Genomic DNA, 21,156 nt, shown 5'->3' on the forward strand with positions numbered 1-21,156 from the left:
CGTGACCGTCAGAGGTGAGTGGCCCGTTCCGGCGCGACCGGGGCGGCGAAGAACGCGGCGAAGGGGTCGACGAGTCTCGGGCGTGCCCGGTTGATGGCGTCGTGGCCGCTGCGGGGAACGACCAGGGTCCGGGCGCGCGGCAGCACCCGGGCAAGCGCCTGGTTGAGTTGCGGGTAGTACGGCGGCCCGTCGGCGCCGCACGCCAGCAGCACCTCGGCGGTGATTCCGGCGTACTGGTCGGCGGGGCCGTCGTACTCGTGGATCAGGCGCGACTCGTCCAGGGTCATCGGCAGCAGCTCGCCCATGGTCCGCCCGATCGGGGTACGCAGGAACAGCCGGCACATCGCGGTCTGCACGCCGAGCGGGAGCTTCGCCGACGCCGATTGGGTGTTGATGCCGCCCGCGGTGATGGCCATGCCCCGGGCGGTGTCGCCGGCGCGCAGCGCCTCGACCGCGGCGTCCAACCAGTCGGCGGGGAACCCGCCGTCGATGGAGATCGCCGCGTCGTAGAGCGCGAGCCGGTCGATCGGCAGGCGCAGCGCGGCCCGCATCGCGATGAAACCGCCGGAGCTGTGCCCTATGACGTTGCGGGCGCCGGTCTGCTCCAGCACCACGGCGAGGTCGTCGATGTCCTGCTCGAAGTGGTAGGGCTCCGACCTGGGCGGGGCGTCCGCCCGTCCGCGCCGGTTGTAGAGGTGCACCGTGAACCGGTCGGCCAGCGCCGCCGCCAGTCGGCGATAGACGTCGACGGTGACGCCTCCGCCGTGCACCACCACGATCCCCGGACCGGTGCCCGTCGTGTGCAGCACGATGCTCGCGCCGTCCCGTGCCGTGATCCGCGCCATGACCCGCCACCTCCTGCAACCTAAACTGCGAACGTCGTTTGCAGTTTACAGTGAATCGGTGAGCGACGCATCCACCTCTCCCGCCGACGGTGACTCCGGGCGGCAGCCGATCTGGACCCGAGCCGAACGCGGCAGTCGCGGCCCCGCCCCGGCGCACAGCCGCGACGCGATCGTGGCCGCCGCCATCGCCCTGGCCGACACCGACGGACTCGCCGCGGTCTCGATGCGGGCGGTCGCCGCCGCGCTCGGCACGGGCGCCGGCTCGCTCTACCGGTACCTCTCGTCCCGGGACGACCTGCTGGACCTGATGACCGACCGGGTGGTGGGGGAGTTGCGGCCGTATCCGGAGACCGACGGTGACTGGTTGGACGACATGCTGCTGCTGGCCCGCCGGCAACTGGCCCTGTTCCAGCGCCACCGATGGCTCGTCGACGTCATCCACCGGCCCTCCGGCATCGGGCCGGAGGCGCTGGCCTGGTTCGACAACTGCCTGCGGGTCATGGCCCCCTCGCGCGCTTCCGTCGCCGCGAAGTTCGAGGCGATCGCGATGATGACCGGTGTGGTCAGCCTCTTCGCCCGCAACGAGGCCGCCGCCCCGCCGTTCACCTTCGCCGGCTTCGACCTCGCGGCGTACCCGCACCTGGTGGCGGCGTTCCGCCAACCACCGGCGTCCGCACCCGCGACGGACCTCTTCGAGCGGACGCTGCGCGGCCTGCTGACCGGCCTGCTCGGCACCGACCCGTCGAACCGGTCCTGAGCCCGTCCGCACCGCCGGGGACGGCGCCGCGACCAGCCGTACGAAGGCTTCCGGGGCCCGTCGAAGCGGGCAAACAGCGGGGGGTAGCGTTCGGCGGGACGACGGTTTCCGGACAAAGGGGCTGCGGGTGCAGACGACGACGGTGGACGTGAAGACCGCAGACGGGGTCGCGGACGCGTACCTCGTCCGGCCGGACGGCGACGGCCCTTTCCCGGCCGTGCTGGTCTTCATGGACGCGTTCGGGCTGCGGCCCCGGCTGGCCGAGATGGCCGAACGGATCGCCGCGCGGGGCTACCTCGTGCTGGTACCCAACCTGTTCTACCGGGCCGGCCGGACGCCGCTGTTCGACCTGTCCCGGCTCGCCGAGCCGGAGCACCGGAGCGCCCTGTTCGGCAAGATCATGCCGTACATCACTGCGTTGACTCCCGAGGTGGTCAACCGCGACACCGGGGCGTACCTGGACTTCCTCGCCGCGCACGACGACGTGGCGCAGGGGCCGGCCGCCGCCGTCGGCTACTGCATGGGCGGGATGAACGCGCTGCGGGCCATCGAGGCGTACCCGGACCGGATCGCCGCGCTGGCCAGCTTCCACGCCGGCCGGGTGGTCACCGACGCGCCCGACAGCCCGCACCGCGGCGTCGGCGCGGTCACCGGCGAGCTGTACTTCGCGCACGCCGACCAGGACGGGTCGATGACCGCCGAGCAGATCGCGGAGCTGGAGCGGACCTTGGACGCCGCCGGAACGCGGTACCGCTCCGAGGTGTACCCGGGCGCGAGCCACGGCTTCACCATGGCCGACACCGCGCAGTACGACGAGCGGGCCACCGAGCGGCACTGGGACGCGATGTTCGACCTGCTCGAACGCACCTTCCGCCGCTGACCCCGGGCCCGCGTCGCGCTCGACGTCCCCGACCCCCTTACCGACGCGGGGTTCAGGGTTGCGGCCGATGCGGCTCGTGCAGGACGGCATCGGCCAGGTCGCCCGGGAAGAGACGGCGCGCGCTCGGCGCGTAGCCAGCACCGGCGTCCGGCGTCCGCGCCGCGCCCGGGCCGCACCCGGGCGGGCCGCGGGCCGTTCGCCCGAGCGCCGGGGCCGCGGCGGTCGTCCGGTGGCGAGTGCCGTGGGCAGGTGTCAGACTTCGCTGGTCAGCGCCGTTCGAGAAACGGGGATGCCATGCCGGAACCGGATCACGGCCTGCGACCGGGCGCCGACATCGTGGAGCTGTTCGGCTGCGAGGTCACCATCGTCGACCCCGACGCCCTGCTCGCGGCGGCCCGCACCGGGCCGGTCGAGCTGCGCCTGGAGGGCCCGTTCCCGGCTCCGGTCGACCAGGTCGGGTGCACGCTGGCTCCGACCATCGTCGACGGCGTACAGAGGTGCCGGATGGCCGCCACCATCCGTACCGCCCCGCCCATCAGGCCCGAGCATCCGCTGCGCTGGCTCGCCGTCGGCGCCGCCGGCCCGGCCGGCATGCTGCTCGTGCGGCGCCTGGCCGCGACCGGCGCCCCGGTCGGGCCGCTGGCCGTCCGGGCCGGCCGGATGGCAGTCGAGGCCTCCCGGCGCCTCGGCCTGGACCGGCCGGCGCCGGCCGCGGTGGCCGAGCGTCCGCCGGTCGGTGACCCGGCCGGAGTCGCGGTGCTGCGCGCGGCGGCGGAGCTGGGGCTGGATCCGGAGATCAGCGACGAGCCGGCGGTCGGCGGCGGCCGGCTGGTCACCGTACGCGCCGCCGCGGTCGCCGCGGCGGTCACCCCGGCGCACCTGCGGGCGCTGGTCACCGTGGTGCTGCAGGTGGTCCGGGAGATCGTCGGCGACGACCCGGAGCCGCGGGTGCTGCGCGGCGGGACGTACGTGCTCGCCCGGCCGCCCGCACCGACCCGGGTGCGGCCGGTTCCGCGCAGCGAGGCGGTGAGCCTCGATCAGGTCGGCGGCCTGGACGAGGTGGTCGCCCGGTTCCGGGAGATCGCCATCTCGTTCCGGCATCCGCAGGTGATGGCGCGCTGGGGCGCCCGCCGGCCGCAGGGGATCCTGCTGTACGGCCCGCCGGGCACCGGCAAGACGATGCTGGCCCGGGCGCTGGCCAACGAGATCGGCGCGGAGTTCCGGGAGATCCGCACGCCGGAGATCCTGGACAAGTGGCTCGGTGGCTCCGAGCGGAACATCAAGCAGATCTTCCGCGAGGCGCGCCGCTACCGCGAGCCGACGGTGCTGCTCTTCGACGAGTTCGACAGCATCATCAGCTACGCCGGGGCCGGTGGCGACGCCGCGAGCCAGGCCGTCAACGCGGTGGCGGGAATCTTCAAGCAGGAGATGAACACCCTGATCGAGGAGAACCCGAACGTGATCGTGGTGGCCACCACCAACTTCCCCCAGCGGGTGGACGCCTCGCTGATCCGCTCCGGCCGCTTCGACGTGAAGCTGTCGATCCCGCCGCCCGACGAGGCCGGTCGTGCCGCGATCATCACCAGGATGATTCGGGACCTGGTCGACCGGCACGAGTCGTCCGGGTTCCGGATGTTCGCCGACGACATCGACCCGGCCGGGCTGGCCGCGGTCAGCCCCGGGCTGACCGGCGCGGACCTCCGCGAGGTGCTCCGGCGGGTCCAGCTGGCCAAGGCGATGGGTGAGGCGACGGGTGCTGCGCCGGTCGGGCCGATCAGCCAGGATGACCTGCGGGAGGCGATCGCCGGACTGCGTCGCGGCTGAGCCGCCCGCCCGGCCGCGGCGACTTCCGATCGCCGGGGACGCTCGAGAGGAGACCCGTGTCGTCCACCCTGCTCTGCCGTCGTGACCTGCGGTTCCTGCTGCACGACTGGCTGGACGTCACCCGGCTGACCGAGCGGCCACGCTACGCCGAGCACTCCCGGGAGACCTTCGACGCGGTGCTGGAGCTGGCCGAACGGGTGGCCACCGAGCACTTCGCGCCGCACAACCGCGCGGCGGACCTCGCCGAGCCCACCTTCGACGGCCGCCGGGTGCAGCTCATCCCCGAGGTGAAGGCGGCGCTGGACGTGTTCGCCGAGACCGGGCTGCTCGCATCCAGCCTGGACGAGTCGGTCGGCGGGATGCAGCTGCCGCACACCGTCGCGGCGGCCTGCTTCGCCTGGCTCCAGGCGGCCAATGTGGGCACCTCGGCGTATCCGTTCCTCACCCTCGGCAACGCCAACCTGCTGCTCGCGCACGGCAGCGCGGAGCAGATCGACACCTGGGTGCGTCCGATGGTGCAGGGCCGGTTCTTCGGCACCATGTGCCTCTCCGAGCCGCAGGCGGGCAGCTCGCTGGCCGACATCACCACCCGCGCCGAGCTGCAGGACGACGGCACGTACCGGCTGTACGGGAGCAAGATGTGGATCTCCGGCGGGGACCACGAGCTGGCCGAGAACATCGTCCACCTGGTGCTGGCCAAGATCCCCGGCGGCCCGCCCGGGGTGAAGGGCATCTCGCTCTTCGTCGTGCCGAAGGTGCTGGTCGGCCCGGACGGCGCGCTCGGCGCGCGCAACGACGTCGCACTGGTCGGGCTCAACCACAAGATGGGCTACCGCGGCACCACCAACACGCTGCTCAGCTTCGGCGACGGCGCACACCGCCCGCACGGGCGCCCGGGCGCGGTCGGTCACCTGGTCGGCGAGCCGCACCAGGGGCTCGCGCAGATGTTCCACATGATGAACGAGGCGCGGATCGGGGTCGGCGCCGGCGCCGCCGCGCTCGGCTACACCGGCTACCTGAAGTCGCTGGAGTACGCCCGGCAGCGGCCGCAGGGCCGTCCGCTCGCCGGAAAGGACCCGGGCGTGCCGCAGATGCCGATCATCGGCCACCCGGACGTACGGCGGATGCTGCTGGCGCAGAAGAGCTATGTGGAGGGCGCGCTGGCACTGGTGCTCTACTGCGGACGGCTGCTGGACGAGCAGAAGACCGCGCCGCGGCCGGCGGAGCGCGACCGGGCCCGCCTGCTGCTGGACGTACTCACCCCGATCACCAAGAGCTGGCCGGCGCAGTGGTGCCTGGCCGCCAACGACCTGGCGATCCAGGTGCACGGCGGCGCCGGATACACCCGCGACCACGACGTGGAGCAGCACTGGCGGGACAATCGGCTCAACCCGATCCACGAGGGCACCCACGGCATCCAGGCGCTGGACCTGCTCGGCCGCAAGGTCACCATGGCCGACGGTGCGGGCCTGGCGCTGCTGGTCGAGACGATCGGCGCGACGGTGCGCCGGGCCGGGACGGTCGCGGGGGAGGCCGCGCAGCTTGCCGGGCAGTTGGGCGCCGCGGTGGACCGTGCCACCGCGGTTACCCGCAGGCTGTGGGCCGGCGGCGACCCGGAGGTCGCGCTCGCCAACGCCAGCCTCTATCTGGAGGCGGTCGGTCACGTGGTGATCGCCTGGATGTGGCTGGAGCAGCTGCTCGCCGTCGAGGCGGCGGCCGGCGCCGGGGGAGACGCCGCGGCGGCGGACGCCGACCTGCACGCCGGAAAGCGCCAGGCCGCCCGCTACTTCTTCCGGTACGAGCTGCCCCGCACCGGCCCGCAGTTCGACCTGCTGGCCAGCCTCGACCGGACCACGCTGGAGATGCGCGACGACTGGTTCTGACAGCGGGGGCGAACGGTCGCCGCCGGCCGTCCCGGGGGACGGCCGGCGGCCACTACCGCTGCTGTTGACGTGCGATGCGGCAGGTCAACGGCGCTCGATCAGCAGCCGATCCAGCGGATCGGGCGGACGTCGCCGGCGTTGTTGCGGAAGCCGACCACCACGCCGTTGTCGGCGATCGCCTGGGCACCGACGCCGATGCGGTCACCTGCGCCCGGCAGCAGCACCGAGCCGCCGCCCCGGGTGAGCCGGTCACCGCCGACGACCACGCCTGCGGCGTTCACGTCGTTGACCCAGGGCAGCCGCGGGTCGAGGGCCGTCCCGACACCGGTCCGCAGGTCCCACCGGACCTTCGTGGAGTTGGTGCCGCCCTGGTCGACGTGTCCGATCGCCCAGTGACCGCCGGCGCCGTTGACCGTGGTGCTCCGGGAGTCGGACATGGTCAGTTCGGCGAGCCGGCCGTCCGGGTGACGGATCCAGCCGGTCGACGCACCAAGGTCGCCGGCGGTGCCGACGATGGTGCCGTCGTCGATGATGCCAACCGCCATTGCCCCGGCGGGTGCGTCGAGCACCTCGACCGTGCCCGGCCGTGCCGCCGGCCAGATCACCGAGATGAATTCGCCGGTCGCCGCGAGGTTGCTGTGCCCGACGATGTCCCCGCCGGTGTTGATCGCCGTGACGACGGTGCCCTTGGAGCCGGGCGGCACCGGCAGCGGCTGCACCTGCCCGTCGCGGTAACGCCACGGCTGGCTGAGGCCGTTCACCCAGCCGAAGCCGACCACGACGCCGTCGTTGTTGACGTCCACCACGGTCTCGACGAGCGGCGACACCACGGTGGTGAGCCGGAAGCCCTCCCAGAGCAGCAGCAGCGGCTCGTTCACCGGGCCGCTGGTGCGCAGGCCGGACCCGGCGATGAACCGGCCGGTGGGGGCGATCGCGTCGGCCGAAGCCCGGTACGAGTCGGCCGGGTAGGGCAGCGGGCTGACCGAGCAGGGCCGGACGGACTCCGCGGATGCGGCTCCGGATCCGGTGGCGACACCGAGCGACGCGGTGAGCAGACCGGCGGCGACGCCGGCGAGCATCCGGCGTCGGGCGATGTGGGTCATGGGTTCCTCCCCCGTGCGGCTGTGCCCGGTGATCCGGACACATGTTGCACGCAACACGGTGGAGCCCATGGAAAGGTTGCGGCCGGTCGGATTGCCGACACCGGCTGCCGCCGGAGGGGATTTGCCGGCGGCGACTCAGCGGCGCCCGGCGGAGTGGTGCATCAACTGCCAGGCCTTGACCACACCCAGCACTACCACCACGACCAGGGCGACCGCCCCGATGATCACCAACCAGCGGACCGCTTCGAGGAGTAGCCCGAGCAGGATGAGCGCGCCGGCGATCACGCCGACGACCCAGAGCATGGCCCGCATCTTCCACCTCCCGTGCCGGCCGCCCGCGCGACGGGCGGCTTCCCGGCCGCCTTCCCGGTACGGCTCACAGCATGCCTGAGCTGGGCGGACGTCCCAGCCTGCCGGCTCAATGGGCGCGCTGCGCGACGTACACGGTGTTGGCCGATTCGCCGCCGGTCAGTGGGTTCGGGAACGGCACGACGTGCGCCTGGGAGGTGGCGAACACCGCGGCGAGGCTCCGCTCGAAGTCCGGGTCCGGCGGGTCGTCCGACCAGAGCGCGAAGACCCCGCCGGGGTGCAGGTGCTCGGCGAGCCGGCGCAGCCCGTCCGGGGTGTAGAAGGCGGCGTGCCCGGGATTCAGCAGGTTGCGCGGCGAGTGATCCACGTCGAGCAGCACGGCGTGGAAGCGGCGGCCGGGCCGATCCGGGTCGAATCCGTCGCCGGCGGCGGCGGCGAAGAAGTCGGCGTGGACGAAACGGGTCCGCGAATCGCCGGCCAGCCCGGCCGCGAACGGCAGCAGACCCCGCTGGTGCCAGTCGATGACGTCCTCGATCGCCTCCACCACCAGCAGCGAGCCCACCCGGTCGTCGGCGAGGGCGGTGCGCGCGGTGTAGCCGAGGCCGAGCCCGCCGACCACCACGCCCAGGTCGCCGCCGGGCAACGGGGCCAGACCCAGTCGGGCCAGCTCGATCTCCGCGACCGGGAAGAGGCTGGACATCAGGAACTCGTCGTCGAGTTTCACCTCGTACACCTCGACCTGAAGGGCGGGATCCCGCCGCCGGCGCAGGCTGATGGCGCCGATCGGGGTCTCCCGCCAGGCCAGTTCCTCGAAGCGCGCGCCCACGTCGGTGCCCTCTTTTCCGCCGGATCCGTCCCGGAATGCTACCGAGCGACGACCGCCGCGCCGGACACGGCCACGCGCCCGGCCCGGGGGAGGCCAACAGGAGTCGAATGCCACCGTTGGTTCTGAACACTCGCCGATCACGGCTTCTGGAACATCACCGAGGCGACGTCCGCCATCAGTGCCAGGGCCCAATCAAGCTGTGCACAGTTCTGGTGACCTCGGCATTCCAGGCACCCACCTACCCGCCATGGCCGGTCGAGTGCCCGAGTCCAGTGAGCATTGAGCACCCGCTTGGCGATGAACAATTGGGTGGCCTTCGAGACCGGTTCATCGATCGGCATTGTCGGCACCTTCCCGCGCGATCGCGACTGGCTCCGCACGTAGGGGCTGAGCCAAGCCTTCCGGTGATCGTGAACACCTCGGGTGCTGAAGTCCAGGAGCCCTCGACCACTGTCTCACTGTATCCACTGTCTCACCGTAGTCAAGTTCTCTCTGTCTTCACTCCGCTGTGTTGTCGGCTTGTCTCGATCAGGTCGTGGCTGGAAACATGATCTCCGCTGAAGTCCAGGAGAGCCGATCATGCCAACGAGACCACCGCACTACCGTCGCGTCGCGGACGACATCGAGCAGAAGATCACCTCTGGCGAGTACGCGCCCGGTCATCAGTTGCCATCCGTGTCCGAGATCGGCGAGCTCTACAACGTCGCGAGGTCAACGGCGTATCGGGCGGTCAAGGAGCTGCACGAGCGGAACCTCGTCTACGGCCAGCAGGGGCAAGGCGTATTCGTCGCCGAGCCCGAGTAGCCGGACCACTCGAACCTGCCGGTGGGACGCCCGTTCGCTCGGTGCCGGCCATCCTCGTCCGGCAGCCGGTGACCGGGGGCGGGGTCAGCCCGGCCAGGCGAGCGCCAGCGCCGGTGCCATCAGGACCGACGCCACCACCGCCACCGTGCCGACCGGGCGGCGCAGCCCCGACTCGCGCCGAAGGAGTACGAGCAGCGCGCCGGTGACCAGCAGCGCGACCGGCGTCGTGACGGCGAGCCCGAGGAGATCCACGACGCGGAGCGTGCCCCCGGTCGCGTCCTGACCATCGACGGCCAACGCGAAAGCGCAGGCCACGGCCAACCAGCTGGCCGGCGCGAGCAGCGCGCAGAGCAGCGCCAGCGTCGCGAGGCCCTGGCCCGGCCCGGGCAGCACCGGGTCGCTCCGGTCGGGTCGCTGCCACGGCCGGCCGCCGGCTACGGAATCCATCAGGCGACCGTACCGGTGCGCCCGAGGCGGTCCCTGTCCCGGCACCGGATCGTCGAGACCACGTCCGCGACCGGGTCGGAAGGCCACCACGGAGGGTCCACGAGGGATCGACGGAACGCTTATCCTGTGCGCCGGACGACCCACCGGAAGGGATCCCATGCCGTCGCGGCAGGACCAGCTGCACTCGTACCAGTTCACCGTCCAGCGGGCGGTCGCCGCGCTGGTCATGCGGGAGACGGACCCGGTGCAGTCGCCGTTCCGGCGGCTGGCCGGTGCCACTCTGGCCAGCGTCCTGGTGGCGGCGATCGGGCTCGGCGGCTTCGCGCTCTACGGGCTCTTCACCGGTGGCGGCAGCAGCTGGCGCGACGCCGGCGCGGTGATCGTGGAGAAGGAGTCCGGCGCCCGGTACGTCTACCGGGAGCAGAAGCTGCATCCGGTGCTCAACTACGCCTCGGCGTTGCTGATCGTCGGCGCCGAGCAGTCGCGTACGGTGCTGGTCTCCCGCCGGTCGATCGAGGGCGTGCCACGCGGGTTGCCGCTGGGCATCGCCGACGCGCCGGATTCGCTGCCCGCCCCGGCCCGACTGTCGACCGCGCCGTGGACGGTCTGCTCGGTGCCGCCGAGCGACGCCGACCGATCCGGCCCACGTTCAGCGCTGCTGATCGGCGCCGACGCCGGCCGCGGTCGACCGCTCGGCGAGGAGGCGCTGCTGCTGCGCGACCCCCACGGCGGGCTGCACCTGGTCTGGCACCAGCGCCGTTACCTCATCCGCGACCCCACCCGGGTGCTGGCCGCGCTGGCCACCACCCGCGCCCGGGCCGTGCCGGTGGCTCCGGCGCTGCTCAACGCGCTGCCGGCCGGCGCCGACCTGGTGCCGCCCACGCTGCCCGGCCTGGGCCGCGGCTCCGAGCGGGTGCCCGGCGCGCGGGTCGGCGACGTCTACCTGGTGCGCAACTCCGGCGGCGGTCGGCAGTACGCGGTCGTGGTCCGGGAGGGGCTGGCCGGCATCACCGAGTTGCAGGCCGGGCTGCTGCTGGCCCGCACCGGTCAGGGGGAGCCGGAGGCGATGACGCTCGGCCGGTTCGCCGCGCTGCCCGCCGTGCCCGACCTGACCCCGACCGGTCCGACCGCCCCGCCGGCGGCGCCGCCGAAGCTGGCCACCGTCGAGGCGGGCGGGCTCTGCGCCCGGGTGGGCGACGACGCCGGGGTGGCCGAGGTCCACCTCGGCGTACCCCTGCCGGACCTGGCCGCCGCGCCGCGCACCGCCGCCGGGACGCCCGGTGGGCCGCGGGCCGACCACGTCGTGGTGGAGCCGGGTCGCGGCGCGGTCGTCGAGGCGGTCGCGGCGCCCGGGGCGTCCGGCGGCGCGGTCTCGGTCGTCACCGACCTCGGCCGCCGGTACGTGCTGGCCGACCGGGGAGTGCTCGGCATGATCGGCTACCGCGACGTACGACCGGCCCGGTTGCCGGCCGGTCTGGTCAGCCTGGTGCCCGCCGGCGCGACCCTCGACCCTGCGGCGGCGCGGGCGGTCGCCGCGCCCGGCTGAGCGCGGCCCGCCGCTGGCTATGCCGGGCGGCGCAGCACGCTGACGGCGAAGTCCGCGTCGTCCCGCCAGGGGCGCAGGTCCCAGGTCGCGAAGCGGTGCTCCAGACGCAGCCCGGCGGCGACCGCGTCGGCGTCGAACGCGGTCAGCGGGTAGCCGCGGTCGGTGCCGAAGCCGACCGCCAGCACCCCGTCTGGGCGCAGGTGGGCGGCGATCCGTCGCAGCACCTCCGGCTCGGTGCCGGCCGCGACGAAGGCCAGCACGTTGCCGGCCAGCACGGCCGCGTCGAACGGCTCCGCCTCGCCGTGCGCCGACAGGTCCAGCTCGGCCAGGTCACCGACCAGCCAGCGCGGACCGGGATGATCGGCGCGGGCCGCCTCGACCAACGCCGGGTCGGCGTCCACGCCGACGACCGTGTGTCCCCGGGCCGCCAGCGCGGCACCCACCCGACCGGTGCCCGCGCCGGCGTCGAGGATCCGTGAGCCCGGGGGCACCAGGCTGTCCACCAGGCGCGCCTCACCGGCCAGGTCCACCCCCTCGGCCGCGAGTCGCCGGAACCGGTCGATGTACCACTGCGAGTGCGCCGGGCCGGTGTCGGTGGCCCAGCGGGTCGGGTTGCCCATGCCCCAACCGTAGCCAGGGCGGCCGGGCGGTCAGGGCAGTCGGGCCACCGTCACGAACTCGTTGTAGGTGAAGAGCTTGCCGAACGCGCGCGGGAACGGGAACGAGTACTGCCGCGCGACGGCCAGACCGAGCTCGTGGCAGGCCTCGGCCGCCTCGGCGAACCCCACGAACCGGACGTGCGAGGCATCGCTGCGATAGCCGCGCTCCTGCGGGGTGATCAACACCACCGTGCCGCCGGACTTGACGAAGGGCAGGTACGACTCGACCACCTTGACGGCCTCGTCGGCCGGCAGGTGTTCGAGCAGGTGCGCGGCGAGCAGCGAGTCGAACGCGTCCGGTCGGGCGTGCTCGGAGCGGAAGAACTCCTCGATGGTGTACGCCTCGAACCCGGCGGCCCGGCTGTGCTCAACCGAGGTCGGGTTGTGATCCACCCCTACCCCGTTGCCGTCGAGGTTGGCGAGGTTGCGGCCGAGCCCGGAGCCCACGTCCAACGTCCGGCCGAGATGCAGCCGGCGCAGGTTCCACCGGTAGGGCGTCTGCACGTCCAGTAGTTGCTTCCAGCGTGCGCCGCCGAGCCGCTGCAACCGGCGGGTGTAATCCTCGCCCTCGGTCTGGGTGGGATCGTCCTGGCCTGCCCGACGCATTGCCGGCTCCTTTGCCTGCTGGTGTACGGAGGGTTATGCACGTGTAGACCGGTCGTACCCGAACGGCCGACCGGCTATGTCCCCCGTTATCGCTGCAAAGTGGCTGGCCCCGATGGTACGGCCTGGGCGACCTGCGCGGGGCGAATCTGACCGGCTCGACAGGAATCGCGCCGGTTTCAGGCACCGCTGGTCACCGGTCGGCTGCGCGCGGTGGTGCTCCGGCGCGGCGGCGGCCCCACCCGGGCCGCCGCCGCGCCGGTCAGCCCTTCTCCGCGCCGGTGGTCAGGCCCTCGGTGAGCAGCCGCTCACTGGCGAAGAAGAGGATCACGATGGGCAGGGTGAGGATCACCGAGCCGGCCATCAGCACCGTCTTGGGCACCTCCACCCCGTCGGCGAGTTGCGCCAGCCCCAGCGACACCGTCCACCGGTTCGGCTTGTCGACCAGGAAGAGCAGGGCGAAGAGGAACTCGTTCCAGGCGATCATGAAGTCGTAGAGGGCGACCGCCATGATCGACGGGGCGGCGAGGGGCAGGCTGATCCGTCGGATGATGCCGAGCCGGCCGGCGCCGTCGATCGCGGCGGACTCCTCCAGGCTGACCGGGATGGTCTCGAAGTAGTTCTTCAGCATGTAGACCGAGACCGGCAGCGTCTGCGAGATGTAGACCAGCACCAGCCCGATCAACGAGCCGCGCAGCCCGGCCCGGGTGAAGACCACGAAGAGCGGGATCGCGATCACGATCGACGGGAAGAGGTATACCGCCAGGAAGAGGAAGTGCACCTGGCGCCGGCCGAAGAAGCGCAGTCGGGACACCGCGTACGCGCCGGGAATCGACACCACCAGGGTGAGCAGGGTGGCCGCGACGGCTACCAGCCCGCTGTTGCGGATGAACGTTAGGAAACCCTGGCCGCCGTTGTCGGTGGACTTCAGCACCTCGGCGTAGGTGGCCACGGTCAGCTCGCCGAGGCCGACCACCAGCGCGCCCGGGTCGAGCAGCAGCCGCTCGATCGGGCGCACCGAGAGCACCAGCATGTAGTAGAAGGGGAAGACGGTGACCAGCAGGAACGCGGCGATCACCAGCCGCCGCAACCAGCGCAGGCTCACCGTCTCGACCTGGTCGCGGTCCATCAGTCCACCCTCCGTCCGAAGAAGCGCAGGTAGATCACGACGAACACGATGAGGACCACGGCCAGCACGACCGCCTGCGCCGCGGCCGCGCCGATGTCGGTACGCGCGGTGAGGAACTCGTAGACCCGGACGCTGACCACCTCGGTGCCGGCGGCACCCCCGGTGAGCAGGTAGACGTCGTCGAACTTGTTGAACGTCATGATGAACCGCAGCACCCCGAGCAGGGCGATCACCGGCATCAGCTGGGGCAGCAGGATGTGCCGGAACTGCTGGGTGGGGGTGGCGCCGTCGACCCGGGCGGCCTCCTCCAGCTCAGCGGGCACCGCCTGGAGCCGGGCGAGCAGGAACAGGAACGCGAACGGGAAGTATCGCCACGACTCGAAGGCGATCACCGTCCAGAGTGCGGTGGAGTCCTGGGAGAGGAACGGCACCGGGGCGTCCCAACCGAGCAGCCGCTGGCCCCAGTGGTTGACGATGCCGAGCTGCGGGTCGAGCATCACCTGCCAGACGAAGGTCATCGCGACCACCGGCGCCACGTAGGGCAGCAGCATCGAGGCGCGCACCAGCGTGCGGCCCCGGAACGGGCGGCGTACGACCAGCGCCGCGACCAGGCCGAGCACGATCGACCCGAAGGTGCTGCCGACGCTGTAGACCAGCGTGGTCCAGAGCGAGTCGGCGAAGCCGGGGGTGTGCAGCACCCGGTCGATGTTGTCCAGGGTGAACTCGCCGAAGAGTCCGGTGCGGCGCAGCGTGGCCAGCCGGACCCGCTGGAAGGCCAGCACCACGGTCCAGACGATCGGGATGCCGATCACCGCGAGCACGACGAGCAGGGTCGGCGCGACCAGCGCGAGCCCGGCCCGGGACTCGCGCCGGCGCAGGGTCAGCGGTCGGCGGCGGCGGTCCGGGCCCGGCCGCTCCCGGGTGGGGGAGCGGCCGGGGCCCGGTGCGGTGGTGGTCAATTGACGCCGGCCTTGATCGCCTCCACGTCCTTCTTCGCCCGACCGGCGGCCGCCGCGGCGTCGGACTTGCCGGCCACGACGTCGGCGAGCGCCTTGGGCACCGGCAGCTCGCCGAGGATGGCGCCGACGAGCTTGCCCTGCCCCTGGGTCAGCCCCCAGCGTTGGAAGGTGTCCGGGCTGGTCCGCAGGGTGTCGAGGACCGGTTCGCCGTAGACGTCGGCGAGCGGCTTCTTCGCGTCGACCCCGGCCTGGCTGGTGTTCCAGGCGGTGTGGAACTTCTCCGGATCGCCGGTGGTGCCCTTGCGGACCGGGAAGCGTCCCTCGGGTGACATGCCGAACCAGCGCGGGTAGCCGTCGTCGAGCATGTACGCCACGAAGGTCTTCGCCGACTCGGCCGCGGCGCCGTCGAGCACCGCCCACGAGCTGATCTCGCCGTACTGGGCCGGCTGGGTGCCGTTCGGGCCCTTGATCGCGGTGACGAACCCGCTGTTCTTCGCGAGGAACGTCGGGTCGGCCTGGCACTGCGGGCAGGTCGGCTTGGCGTCGTTACGCAGCCCGGCCAGCTCGTCGAGGATGAACGGCGACCAGATGAGCATGGCGGCCTTGCCGGCGAAGTAGGTGGCCCGGGTGGTGTCCACGTCCTGGGCGCCCCGCACCGACGAGGTGCGCATCAGGTCGCCGTAGAACCGGAACGCCTCGACGCACTGTGGCGAGTCGAGCGTCACCCCGCCCGCGTCGTCGGTGAGCTGGCAGCCGTTGGCGAGCGCCAGGTGCTCGAAGGTCTGCTGGGTGAAGACGTCGCCGGGCGCGGTCGCCGCGGTGATCCCGGCCATCCCGCCGGTGTTCAGCCGGGCCGCGGCGGCGGCGATCTTCTCGTAGGTGTCGGGGACGGGCAGGCCCGCCGCGTCGAAGAGGTCCTTGCGGTAGACGAGCAGCTGGCCCCACCCGTCGCTCGGCACGGAGAGCTGCCGGCCGTCGTCGGCGGTGAGCTCCAGCGCCCGGGCGGAGAAGGTCTGCCGGCCGAGCTGCTCCACGATCTCGCCGTTGGCGTCGGGGTGCAGCAGCTCGTTGCCGGCCAGGGTCCGGATGCCGGCCAGCGAGACCGAGCCGACCACGTCGGGCAGCTCGCCGGCGGCGGCGCTGGACGCGATGAGCGCGGGGAACTGGTCCTCGTTGACGGTGACCAGCTCGACCTGCACGCCGGTCTTCGCGGTGAAGTCGGCGATGATCGCCTTGGTGGCGGTGACCCGGTCGGCCACGTCCTCCAGGCTCCAAACGGTGATCTTCTTGCTGTCGCTCTCGGGCTCGTCGTCGCCGCAGGCAAGCAGGGTGGACCCGGCAAGTGCCATGATCAGGGCGACGGCGAGGGTCCGCCTCGGAGTGAATGACATCGGCGGCACTCCTCTCGAAGGGTACATCAGGGATTCAACCCCTTCGATTGATCAATTACAAGACATATGCCGATTTTTTGTTCTACGATGGAACCCGGCGCTACCGGGATGTGACTCATGGTCAATTGGGTTGTCTCTCTCGCCGGGCCCCGACGGATCAGCCTGGAGCCCTGCCCCGCAGACCCGCTCGGTCCGGGCCAGGTCCGCGTCCGCACCTGCTACTCCGGCATCTCCGCCGGCACCGAGCTCACCCTCTACCGAGGCAGCAACCCGCGGCTCAGCAAGGACTGGGACGATGCCGCCCGGATGTTCGTGCCGCGCCAGAGCCCGGTGCCCTACCCGCTGGTCGGCTTCGGCTACGAGGAGGTCGGCGAGGTCGTCGAGGTGGCGCCCGGGGTGACCGACCGGCATTCCGGGCAGATCGTCTGGGGAATCTGGGGCCACCGCGCCGAGGCGGTCCTGCCGGCGGACGCCATCCAGCCCCTGCCACCCGGGCTCGACCCGCTCGCCGCGGTCTTTGCCCGCCCCGGCGCCATCGCGCTCACCGCGGTGCTCGCCGGCGACCTGCACCTCGGCGACTGGGTCGGGATCTTCGGGCAGGGCGTGATCGGGCTGCTCGCCACCCGACTGGCGGTGCTCTCCGGGGCCCGGGTGGTGGCCGTGGACCGGGTCGCCAGCCGGCTGACCCACGCCGCCCGCTACGGCGCCCGGGCGGCCGTCGACGCGGGCAGCGAGTCGGCCGCCGCGGTACTGCGCGGCGCCACCGGTGGCCGGGGCGCCGATGTCTGCCTCGAGCTGTCCGGGGCGTACCCGGCGCTGCACGAGGCGATCCGGGCCACCACCCACGCCGGCCGCGTCGTGGCCGCCGGCTTCTACCAGGGACAGGCCGACGGCCTCGGCCTCGGCGAGGAGTTCCACCACAACCGGATCCAGCTGGTGGCGGCCCAGGTCTCCGGGCCGACCCCGGCGCCCGGCATGGCCGGCCGGTGGACCGGAGCCCGGGTCGCCCAGACCTTCATGGATCTGGTGGCCGAAGGCGCCGTGGACCCGTTGCCCCTGGTGAGTCACGTCGTCGACGCCGGCGCGGTGGCCGATGCGCTGGCGTTGCTCGACCGCGGTGACGGTGACGTCCTCCAAGTGGTTCTGAGGTTCCGATGACCATTCCGATCGCCTGCCAGGAGCAACTGCTGCCCGGCACCGACCTGATCCAGAAGTACGCCCTCGCCACCGCGCTCGGCTTCGACGCGATCGAGCTGCGCGGCCGCGGCGACCTGGCGTTCGCCCGCCGACTGCCCGAACTGCGCCGGGCCCGAGCCGCCGGCGTGGTGATGCCCACCGTCTGCGTCGAGATGGACCACTTCATCGGCGACTTCGACCCGGCGCGGTCCGCCGACGCGGTCCGCAACCTGCGCTCCCAGCTCTCGGTCATCGCCGAGCTGGGCGGGGTCGGGGCGATGACCCCGGCCGCGTGGGGCATGTTCTCCCGGCGGCTGCCGCCGTTCGAGCCGCCCCGCCCCCCGACCGGCGACCGGCAGATCCTCGTCGACGCGCTCGGCGCCCTCGGCGAACACGCCCGCACCGAGGGGGTCACCCTCTTCCTGGAACCACTGAACCGGTATGAGGACCACATGGTCAACCGGCTCGACGAGGCCGTCGCGCTCTGCGCCGCGGTGGGGCTGCCCTCGGTCAAGGTGGTCGCCGACACCTTCCACATGAACATCGAGGAGGACGACGTGCACCGCGCGCTGCGCTCGGCCGCGCCGTACCTCGGGCACGTCCAGGTCAGCGACTCCAACCGCTACCAGCCGGGCACCGGCCACCTCGACTGGCCGGCCCTGGTCCGGACCCTGCTGGAGATCGACTATCGGGGCTGGTTGGCCCTGGAGTGCCGGCTGCGCGGCGACCCGGTCCGGGCCCTGCAGCAGGCCGCCACCGTGCTCCGGCACGCCCTGCCCCGGCAGGCCGCGGCATGAGCGAGCGCAGCGAGCGGACCATCAGGCACAGCAGCGTGGCGTCGCGCGGCGTCGGCGTGACCGGCTCGACCGAGGGGCCGGGCGGCAGCCCCGAGCGGCTGCACCGGCTTGCCGTGGCCACCCTGGACGGCAACTGGGAACACGACCACACGGTGCCGTCGCGCACCCTCTACCCGCACCAGTGGAGCTGGGATTCGGCGTTCATCGCCATCGGGCTGGCCCATGTCCGGCCGGAGCGCGCCTGGCGGGAGCTGGAGAGCCTCTTCCACGCCCAGTGGACCGACGGCCGGGTGCCGCACATCGTGTTCAACCCGCGGCTGCCGGTCGGCGCGTACTTCCCCGGGCCGGAGTTCTGGGGCTCGGCCGGCGCCGAGGGCGCGCCGGCCGCGGCCACCTCCGGCATCATCCAGCCGCCGGTGCACGCGCTCGCGGCCTGGCTGGCGTACCGTCGTGCGCCCTCCGACGCGGCGCGCGCGGCGCTGCGCCGGCTCTATCCCCGGTTGGTGGCCCAGCAGCACTATCTCGGCACCCGGCGGGACGTGGGCGGCGGCGGGCTGGCCTGCATCGTGCATCCGTGGGAGTCCGGGCTGGACAACAGTCCCGCCTGGGACACCCCGATGGCGGCGGTCGCGGCCGATGTCGCGGTGATGCGGGCGTACCGCCGGCACGACACCACGCACGCCCACGCCGCGCACCGCCCCACCGACCTGGACTACGCGCGGTACGTGGCGATCGTCGCGTCCTACCGGGAGGACGGCTACCGCGATGGCGGGCTGGCCGGGCGACATCCGTTCCTGGTGGAGTGCCCGTTGTTCAACGCGGCGTCGGGCGCCGCCGAGCACGCGCTGGCCCGGATCGCGCCGCTGGCCGGTGCGGACCCCGGCCCGCACCGGGAGCGGGCGGCTCGGATCACCGAGGCGCTGGTCCGCCGGCTCTACGACCCGGCCGCCGGGACGTTCCAACCGCGTGACCTGCGGACCGGTCGCCTGGTGCCGGCCCGGACGGTGCTCGGGCTGGCGCCGCTGATCCTGCCCGACCTGCCGGCGCGGCAGATCGAGACGGTCGTCGCCGAGGCCCGCTCGGCCCGGTTCGGGGTGGCGCCCCGGATGGACCGGCCACTGCCCAGCTACGACCGCACCGCGCCGGACTTCGAGCCGCTGCGCTACTGGCGCGGCCCGAGCTGGATGAACATCAACTGGCTGATCCGCCGCGGTCTGCTCACCCACGGCCGGGACGCCCTGGCCGCCGGGCTCGGCCGCTCGATGGTGGAGCTGGTGGCGACCGCCGGCTGCCACGAGTACTTCCACCCGGACACCGGCGCCGGGCTCGGCTCGCCCGCGTTCGGGTGGACCGCGGCGCTCCTGCTCGACCTGCTGGCCGACGCGCGCGAGCCGGCCGGCGCGGGCTGAAGACCGCACCGGCCGGCGTGGAACGCGGACCGGCCGGCCCGGGCTGACCCCCCGGGCCGGCCGGCGACACCGGGCGGGCGGTAGCCCCCAGTGCTCCCGCCCGCCCGGCGGCTCCTTCAGGTCGAACCGCCGTACGCGAAGGAGCATTGATCACTTCCGGCCTCGCGTCAGGTGGTCTGTCGCGTCGTCCTGACGCCGTGGCGCACAGTGGACACGGCTGATCGACACCCCCGGCCTAGTCGAGTCGTCGCCAGTCCGGCCAGGCGGGCCGCTGCGTGGAGGTCAACGCGTTGAGCATCACCCGTTCGACCTGCTCCGACGTCAGCTCCGCGCGCTCGTCGCCGCCCGGCGGGTAGGCGGCCCAGTTGCGGTTCTCGGTGTCGGTCATCACCACGCCGACGGGATGCCGGTGGTCGGTGACCGCCGCGATGGCGCCCCACGGCCGGCGCACATGCACCTGCTGGTCGAGGTCCGGGTCGAGGTCCCGCAACCACTGTTGGACAGTCTCCCGGTCGGTCACCGGAACGTGTTTGCTGCTCACCCGGAAGATGCTCTGGCTGGTCAGCCGCTCCGCCACGTCCTGCGGCGGCGGCTCGTGCCGAGCGGAGCGCTTGCGTAGCCGTCCCATGCCGACTCCTCTCGATCCGGTCGGCTCTCTTGAGGTGGATGCCCCGGACCGGGCGGTCGGGAAACCGGCACGGGGTCTAAAGTGATCGCCCGCAGCCGAACGGGGGGCGTGATGGCCGAGATCGACAAGGTGGCCTGGATCCTGCTGGCCGACGGGCGGATCCTGAGCACCCGTTCGCAGGGCAAGGACGTGTGGTACCTGCCGGGCGGCAAGCGGGAGCCGGGGGAGAGCGACCGCGACACGCTGCGCCGGGAGATCGCCGAGGAGCTGAGCGTCGAGGTGGACGCGGAGAGTGCCGTGCACGTCGGCACGTTCAGTGCGCCGGCGCACGGGCACGCCGCGGGCGTGACGGTGCGGATGACCTGCTACACCGCCGGATATCGGGGCCAGCTGGCGGCCGCCGCCGAGATTGCCGAGACGGCCTGGCTGGGCTACGCCGACCGGCACCGCGTCTCCGCCGTGGACCAGATCATTTTCGACCACCTGCGCGCGGCCGACCTGCTGCGCTGACGCCGCCCCGGGTGGCCGCGGGGGCGCCGGTCCCGGCGGCATCCGGTGGCCCGGCGTCGTTTGCCGCCGGGGCGCTGGGCCCGGCGGCATCCGGCCGGGCGTCGTTTGCCGCCACCCGCCGGGGGTATGCGCGGTGCCGGTGACGAAGGAGGGGCGGCGTGCAGTTTCCCCGGTTCATCGACGCGGTGTCCCGGCGGTCCGGGCTCGCGCCGGAGCAGGCAGCCACCGTCGCCCGTGCCGTGCTGCAGACGATGGCCGAACGGGTCACCGGGGGCGAAGCGGACGATCTCGCGGGGCAGTTGCCGGACGAGCTGGACGGCTACCTGGGCGCCGGGGCGGGGCCGGCGCAGCCCGCGTCCGGTCCGGCGGAGTTCCTGCGCCGGGTGGGGGAGCGGGCCGGGATCGACGAGGTGGCGGCCCGGGCCGGCACGGCGGCGGTCTTCGCCACCTTGCGTGAGACGGTCACCGTGGGCGAGTTCCAGCAGATGGTGACTCGGCTGCCGCGCGGTGCCGACGGTGGAATCGAGCCCACGCCTCCCGCACCGTACGATGGGTGAGGCGGGCAGCCCGCCCATCCTGTCCAAGGTCCGACATCGCCCCACGTTGTCGGAAATTTGCCGGTCATATGGCGTTGAGGCCGAAGGATTCCCCGCAGCTACGCGTCTAAGCGG

23 protein-coding genes are annotated in these 21,156 nt (G+C 72.9%); 11 read left to right on the forward strand and 12 right to left on the reverse strand.

Annotated features, from left to right (window positions below):
- Nucleotides 1-8: 8 nt before the first annotated feature.
- Nucleotides 9-845: an alpha/beta fold hydrolase gene (locus tag AB0C04_RS29890; protein WP_357061128.1), complete on the reverse strand. Its 837-nt coding sequence runs from the start codon at nt 843-845 to the stop codon at nt 9-11.
- Nucleotides 846-903: 58 nt separating this feature from the next.
- On the opposite strand from AB0C04_RS29890, the gene AB0C04_RS29895 reads away from it, so the two are divergent.
- The 4 genes from AB0C04_RS29895 to AB0C04_RS29910 all read left to right on the forward strand — a co-directional run bounded on the left by AB0C04_RS29895 (nt 904) and on the right by AB0C04_RS29910 (nt 6,189).
- Nucleotides 904-1,602 carry a helix-turn-helix domain-containing protein gene (locus AB0C04_RS29895; RefSeq protein WP_357061132.1) on the forward strand — a complete coding sequence of 233 codons (699 nt, stop codon included), beginning with the start codon at nt 904-906 and terminating at the stop codon, nt 1,600-1,602.
- 127 nt (nt 1,603-1,729) lie between these two features.
- Complete coding sequence (locus AB0C04_RS29900) at nt 1,730-2,482, forward strand: dienelactone hydrolase family protein (RefSeq protein ID WP_357061134.1); 753 nt, start codon at nt 1,730-1,732, stop codon at nt 2,480-2,482.
- Between the two features lie 294 nt (nt 2,483-2,776).
- Entirely contained in the window at nt 2,777-4,306 is a 1,530-nt protein-coding gene (locus AB0C04_RS29905) for an ATP-binding protein (protein ID WP_357061137.1), read from the forward strand.
- Between the two features lie 56 nt (nt 4,307-4,362).
- A complete protein-coding gene (locus AB0C04_RS29910; protein ID WP_357061139.1) occupies nt 4,363-6,189 on the forward strand; it encodes an acyl-CoA dehydrogenase in 1,827 nt (608 codons plus the stop codon).
- 98 nt (nt 6,190-6,287) lie between these two features.
- Here the strand turns inward: AB0C04_RS29910 and AB0C04_RS29915 are convergent, their stop codons facing one another.
- From AB0C04_RS29915 to AB0C04_RS29930, 4 genes are all read right to left on the reverse strand, one after another.
- Nucleotides 6,288-7,292, reverse strand: a complete 1,005-nt coding sequence (locus AB0C04_RS29915; RefSeq protein ID WP_357061142.1) for a hypothetical protein — start codon at nt 7,290-7,292, stop codon at nt 6,288-6,290.
- 135 nt (nt 7,293-7,427) lie between these two features.
- A complete protein-coding gene (locus tag AB0C04_RS29920) occupies nt 7,428-7,595 on the reverse strand; it encodes a hypothetical protein (RefSeq protein WP_357061261.1) in 168 nt (55 codons plus the stop codon).
- 115 nt (nt 7,596-7,710) lie between these two features.
- Nucleotides 7,711-8,427 (reverse strand): spermidine synthase, encoded by a 717-nt coding sequence (locus AB0C04_RS29925; protein WP_357061144.1) that lies wholly within the window; start codon nt 8,425-8,427, stop codon nt 7,711-7,713.
- 137 nt (nt 8,428-8,564) lie between these two features.
- Entirely contained in the window at nt 8,565-8,768 is a 204-nt protein-coding gene (locus AB0C04_RS29930; RefSeq protein WP_357061147.1) for a hypothetical protein, read from the reverse strand.
- Between the two features lie 238 nt (nt 8,769-9,006).
- Here AB0C04_RS29930 and AB0C04_RS29935 point away from each other — a divergent pair, with 238 nt between their 5' ends.
- Complete coding sequence (locus AB0C04_RS29935) at nt 9,007-9,231, forward strand: GntR family transcriptional regulator (protein WP_357061150.1); 225 nt, start codon at nt 9,007-9,009, stop codon at nt 9,229-9,231.
- Nucleotides 9,232-9,315: 84 nt separating this feature from the next.
- On the opposite strand, the gene AB0C04_RS29940 is transcribed toward AB0C04_RS29935, so the two are convergent.
- Complete coding sequence (locus AB0C04_RS29940; RefSeq protein ID WP_357061153.1) at nt 9,316-9,678, reverse strand: hypothetical protein; 363 nt, start codon at nt 9,676-9,678, stop codon at nt 9,316-9,318.
- Between the two features lie 157 nt (nt 9,679-9,835).
- Between AB0C04_RS29940 and eccB the strand changes: the two genes are divergently transcribed.
- On the forward strand, nt 9,836-11,224 hold the full coding sequence (gene eccB, locus AB0C04_RS29945; RefSeq protein WP_357061155.1) for a type VII secretion protein EccB: 1,389 nt from the start codon (nt 9,836-9,838) through the stop codon (nt 11,222-11,224).
- A gap of 17 nt (nt 11,225-11,241) precedes the next feature.
- Here eccB and AB0C04_RS29950 read toward each other — a convergent pair whose 3' ends face one another.
- The 5 genes from AB0C04_RS29950 to AB0C04_RS29970 form a co-directional block, all read right to left on the reverse strand.
- Nucleotides 11,242-11,844: a class I SAM-dependent methyltransferase gene (locus AB0C04_RS29950; RefSeq protein ID WP_357061157.1), complete on the reverse strand. Its 603-nt coding sequence runs from the start codon at nt 11,842-11,844 to the stop codon at nt 11,242-11,244.
- Nucleotides 11,845-11,874: 30 nt separating this feature from the next.
- Nucleotides 11,875-12,489 (reverse strand): methyltransferase domain-containing protein, encoded by a 615-nt coding sequence (locus AB0C04_RS29955; RefSeq protein WP_357061160.1) that lies wholly within the window; start codon nt 12,487-12,489, stop codon nt 11,875-11,877.
- 259 nt (nt 12,490-12,748) lie between these two features.
- Nucleotides 12,749-13,615, reverse strand: coding sequence for a carbohydrate ABC transporter permease (locus tag AB0C04_RS29960; protein ID WP_350874662.1), 867 nt, complete (start codon nt 13,613-13,615; stop codon nt 12,749-12,751).
- Nucleotides 13,615-14,574: a sugar ABC transporter permease gene (locus AB0C04_RS29965; protein WP_357061163.1), complete on the reverse strand. Its 960-nt coding sequence runs from the start codon at nt 14,572-14,574 to the stop codon at nt 13,615-13,617. The genes AB0C04_RS29960 and AB0C04_RS29965 overlap by 1 nt, the downstream gene beginning before the upstream one ends.
- Nucleotides 14,571-15,965: an extracellular solute-binding protein gene (locus tag AB0C04_RS29970; RefSeq protein WP_357061166.1), complete on the reverse strand. Its 1,395-nt coding sequence runs from the start codon at nt 15,963-15,965 to the stop codon at nt 14,571-14,573. The genes AB0C04_RS29965 and AB0C04_RS29970 overlap by 4 nt, the downstream gene beginning before the upstream one ends.
- A 117-nt stretch (nt 15,966-16,082) precedes the next feature.
- Here AB0C04_RS29970 and AB0C04_RS29975 point away from each other — a divergent pair, with 117 nt between their 5' ends.
- From AB0C04_RS29975 to AB0C04_RS29985, 3 genes are read left to right on the forward strand one after another with little or no spacing between them, the layout of a single operon-like run.
- Complete coding sequence (locus AB0C04_RS29975; protein WP_357061168.1) at nt 16,083-17,123, forward strand: zinc-binding alcohol dehydrogenase; 1,041 nt, start codon at nt 16,083-16,085, stop codon at nt 17,121-17,123.
- Nucleotides 17,120-17,938 carry a sugar phosphate isomerase/epimerase family protein gene (locus tag AB0C04_RS29980; RefSeq protein ID WP_357061171.1) on the forward strand — a complete coding sequence of 273 codons (819 nt, stop codon included), beginning with the start codon at nt 17,120-17,122 and terminating at the stop codon, nt 17,936-17,938. Before AB0C04_RS29975 ends, AB0C04_RS29980 begins: the two co-directional genes overlap by 4 nt.
- Entirely contained in the window at nt 17,935-19,347 is a 1,413-nt protein-coding gene (locus tag AB0C04_RS29985; RefSeq protein WP_357061174.1) for a hypothetical protein, read from the forward strand. The genes AB0C04_RS29980 and AB0C04_RS29985 overlap by 4 nt, the downstream gene beginning before the upstream one ends.
- Nucleotides 19,348-19,582: 235 nt before the next feature.
- On the opposite strand, the gene AB0C04_RS29990 is transcribed toward AB0C04_RS29985, so the two are convergent.
- Entirely contained in the window at nt 19,583-19,975 is a 393-nt protein-coding gene (locus AB0C04_RS29990; RefSeq protein WP_357061177.1) for a hypothetical protein, read from the reverse strand.
- Nucleotides 19,976-20,086: 111 nt separating this feature from the next.
- Between AB0C04_RS29990 and AB0C04_RS29995 the strand changes: the two genes are divergently transcribed.
- Both AB0C04_RS29995 and AB0C04_RS30000 read left to right on the forward strand, forming a co-directional pair.
- Nucleotides 20,087-20,485: an NUDIX domain-containing protein gene (locus tag AB0C04_RS29995; protein ID WP_357061179.1), complete on the forward strand. Its 399-nt coding sequence runs from the start codon at nt 20,087-20,089 to the stop codon at nt 20,483-20,485.
- 158 nt (nt 20,486-20,643) lie between these two features.
- A complete protein-coding gene (locus AB0C04_RS30000) occupies nt 20,644-21,042 on the forward strand; it encodes a DUF2267 domain-containing protein (protein WP_357061181.1) in 399 nt (132 codons plus the stop codon).
- Nucleotides 21,043-21,156: the final 114 nt, after the last annotated feature.

Source organism: Micromonospora sp. NPDC048909 (assembly GCF_040649635.1).
Classification (GTDB): domain Bacteria; phylum Actinomycetota; class Actinomycetes; order Mycobacteriales; family Micromonosporaceae; genus Micromonospora.

Excerpts from the sequence above, each read along its gene's own strand:
- AB0C04_RS29950 (WP_357061157.1), bottom strand. The coding sequence starts at position 11,844 with ATGGGCAACCCGACCCGCTGGGCCACCGACACCGGCCCGGCGCACTCG.
- AB0C04_RS29980 (WP_357061171.1), top strand. The coding sequence starts at position 17,120 with ATGACCATTCCGATCGCCTGCCAGGAGCAACTGCTGCCCGGCACCGAC.
- AB0C04_RS29960 (WP_350874662.1), bottom strand. The coding sequence starts at position 13,615 with ATGGACCGCGACCAGGTCGAGACGGTGAGCCTGCGCTGGTTGCGGCGG.
- AB0C04_RS29935 (WP_357061150.1), top strand. The coding sequence starts at position 9,007 with ATGCCAACGAGACCACCGCACTACCGTCGCGTCGCGGACGACATCGAG.
- AB0C04_RS29915 (WP_357061142.1), bottom strand. The coding sequence starts at position 7,292 with ATGACCCACATCGCCCGACGCCGGATGCTCGCCGGCGTCGCCGCCGGT.
- AB0C04_RS29930 (WP_357061147.1), bottom strand. The coding sequence starts at position 8,768 with ATGCCGATCGATGAACCGGTCTCGAAGGCCACCCAATTGTTCATCGCC.
- AB0C04_RS29920 (WP_357061261.1), bottom strand. The coding sequence starts at position 7,595 with ATGCTCTGGGTCGTCGGCGTGATCGCCGGCGCGCTCATCCTGCTCGGG.
- AB0C04_RS29975 (WP_357061168.1), top strand. The coding sequence starts at position 16,083 with ATGGTCAATTGGGTTGTCTCTCTCGCCGGGCCCCGACGGATCAGCCTG.
- AB0C04_RS29955 (WP_357061160.1), bottom strand. The coding sequence starts at position 12,489 with ATGCGTCGGGCAGGCCAGGACGATCCCACCCAGACCGAGGGCGAGGAT.
- AB0C04_RS29990 (WP_357061177.1), bottom strand. The coding sequence starts at position 19,975 with ATGGGACGGCTACGCAAGCGCTCCGCTCGGCACGAGCCGCCGCCGCAG.
- eccB (WP_357061155.1), top strand. The coding sequence starts at position 9,836 with ATGCCGTCGCGGCAGGACCAGCTGCACTCGTACCAGTTCACCGTCCAG.
- AB0C04_RS29985 (WP_357061174.1), top strand. The coding sequence starts at position 17,935 with ATGAGCGAGCGCAGCGAGCGGACCATCAGGCACAGCAGCGTGGCGTCG.
- AB0C04_RS29995 (WP_357061179.1), top strand. The coding sequence starts at position 20,087 with ATGGCCGAGATCGACAAGGTGGCCTGGATCCTGCTGGCCGACGGGCGG.
- AB0C04_RS29905 (WP_357061137.1), top strand. The coding sequence starts at position 2,777 with ATGCCGGAACCGGATCACGGCCTGCGACCGGGCGCCGACATCGTGGAG.
- AB0C04_RS29890 (WP_357061128.1), bottom strand. The coding sequence starts at position 845 with ATGGCGCGGATCACGGCACGGGACGGCGCGAGCATCGTGCTGCACACG.
- AB0C04_RS29940 (WP_357061153.1), bottom strand. The coding sequence starts at position 9,678 with ATGGATTCCGTAGCCGGCGGCCGGCCGTGGCAGCGACCCGACCGGAGC.
- AB0C04_RS29970 (WP_357061166.1), bottom strand. The coding sequence starts at position 15,965 with ATGTCATTCACTCCGAGGCGGACCCTCGCCGTCGCCCTGATCATGGCA.